At 75.3% G+C, this 2,115-nt stretch carries 2 protein-coding genes; both read right to left on the bottom strand.

All coding sequences use genetic code 11. The features are described from left to right. Positions 1-103: 103 nt before the first annotated feature. On the bottom strand, positions 104-1,114 hold the full coding sequence (locus QL983_RS11075; RefSeq protein ID WP_152744005.1) for an electron transfer flavoprotein subunit alpha/FixB family protein: 1,011 nt from the start codon (positions 1,112-1,114) through the stop codon (positions 104-106). Between the two features lie 23 nt (positions 1,115-1,137). Further along, on the bottom strand, positions 1,138-1,920 hold the full coding sequence (locus tag QL983_RS11070) for an electron transfer flavoprotein subunit beta/FixA family protein (protein ID WP_063189076.1): 783 nt from the start codon (positions 1,918-1,920) through the stop codon (positions 1,138-1,140). Positions 1,921-2,115 lie beyond the last annotated feature (195 nt).

The following is a 2,115-nucleotide window of genomic DNA, read 5'->3' as shown; positions in this document are numbered from 1 at the left end:
GGCCGGGGCGCCCTTCAGGGGGACGTAGCCGGCCATTCGCTGCTTGGGCATGCTTCTCCTCGTCCGAGGGGCGCGGTCCGCAGCGGACCGCGCCCGCACCGGTTCAGCCGCGGCGGGTGCGCAGCTGCTCGATGACCTGCGGGACCACCTGGAAGATGTCCCCGACCACGCCGAAGTCGGCGTGCTCGAAGATCTCGGCGTCCTCGTTCTTGTCGATCGCCACGATGGTCTTGGCGGTCTTCATGCCGGCCAGGTGCTGGATGGCGCCGGAGATGCCGAGGGCGATGTACAGGTTCGGGGACACGATCACGCCGGTCTGGCCCACCTGGCGCTCGGCCGCGGTGTAGCCGGAGTCGACGGCGGCACGCGAGGCGCCCACGGCGGCGCCGAGCTCGTCGGCGAGCTGCTCGACGATCGCGAAGCCCTCCTCGGAGCCCACGCCGCGACCGCCGGCGACGACGGTCTTCGCGCCGCGCAGGGGCGGACGGGCGGAGTTCTGCGTGCGGGCGTTCACCTCGAGCACCCGGGCGCCGGCGGTCACCGGGCCGAGCTCGGCGGCGGCCAGCTCCACGACCTCGGGCGCCTCGACGGCCGGGGCCCGGTCCGCGACGGCGCCGGGGCGCACGGTGATGATCCGGGGGCCGCCCTCGCCGGTGGACTCGCTGAGGTAGTCGCCGCCGAACACGGAGTGGCGGGCGATGACCTCGTCGTCGGCCCAGCGCAGCCCCACGGCATCCGCGCAGACGGGGCCGCGGGCGCGGACGGACAGGCGGCCGGCCACCGCGCGGGACTCGGGGCTGCCGGAGAGCAGCACGGCCACGGGCGCGGTGCGGGCGGTCGCGGCGGCGAGGGCCTGCACGGCGGCGTCGCCCAGGGTGGTGGCGGCGTCGTCGGCCACGAGGACGTGGACGCGCGTGGCGCCGTACTCCCCCAGACGGGCGACGGCGGCGTCCCTGCCCTCCGCGCCGGTCACGAGGACGGCCTCGGGCACGCCCACGGTGGCGGCGGCGCCGAGGAGCTCGGCCACGATCGGGCGGAGCGCTCCGTCCGCGCCGATCTCGGCGTGCACCAGCACGGTCTGGCCGCTGTTCGCGGCGTCGGTCTGCGTCGTCATCTCGGTCTCCTCCACGTTCGCGCTCACACGAGCCCCCGACCCGCGAGGAACTCCACCAGCCGCTCGGCGGCGGTGCCGTCGTCGGTAACCTTCTCGCCCGCGGCACGCTCGGGACGCGTGTCCGCCGAGACCATCACGGAGCGGTAGGCGGCCTCGGCCGGGCCCGCGGCGATGCCGAGGTCGGCCAGGGACAGCACGGTGAGCGGCTTCTTCTTGGCCGCCATGATGTTCTTGAAGTTCGGGAACCGCGGCTCCGCGGTCTTCTCCGTCAGGCCCGCCACGGCGGGCAGGGCGACGGCGGCGCGCACGTCCGCGTCCGAGGTCGCCACGGTGCCGGTCAGCTCGCCGTCGGCCAGCTCGGGGGCCTCGGCGTGCGGCAGGTAGGGCCGCTCCAGGAGCTCGGCGACCATGGCGGGCACCACGCCGGTGCCGCCGTCCGTGGACAGCGTGCCGGCGAGCACGAGGTCGGCGCCCTCCTTCTCGACGGCCGCGGCGATCACGCGAGCTGTCTGCACGGCGTCCGAGCCGACGAGTGCGTCGTCGGTGATCTGCACGGCGGAGTCCGCGCCCATGGCCAGCATCTTGCGCAGGGTCTTCGAGGAGTCCTCGGGGCCCACCGTCAGGGCCACGACCTCGATGTCCGCGCCGGCGTCCCGCCAGCCCAGGGCGACCTCCATGACGCGCTCGCTGATCTCGTCCGGCACGGGCTCGGCCGCGCCGTCGCGCACCACCCAGCCGGTCTCCAGGCTCAGCTCACGCTCCTGCCACGTGTCCGGCACCTGCTTGGCCAGCACCAGGATCTTCACGGCCTCTCCTCCTTGGGTCGCGGTCTCGCCCCGGGGCCTCCGCCCCGAGCACGGTGACTTACGCTACAGACTACGGGTCCGCGCGCGTCCGGGCCGCATGACCCGCGCGCGGGAGCGGCCGGGGCCGCCGTCGTCGGCCCGTGCGTCCGGACCATGATCGCCCGAACCGAGGAGGCACCGTGAGCCCCGCCGCCC

Origin of the sequence: Micrococcus sp. APC 4021, assembly GCF_030407635.1 — a bacterium.
Lineage (GTDB): Bacteria > Actinomycetota > Actinomycetes > Actinomycetales > Micrococcaceae > Micrococcus > Micrococcus luteus.
The sequence above is the reverse complement of the archived record's forward strand: the minus strand, read 5'-3'. Positions and strand labels throughout refer to the sequence as shown.

Excerpts from the sequence above, each read along its gene's own strand:
- QL983_RS11075 (WP_152744005.1), bottom strand. The coding sequence starts at position 1,114 with ATGACGACGCAGACCGACGCCGCGAACAGCGGCCAGACCGTGCTGGTG.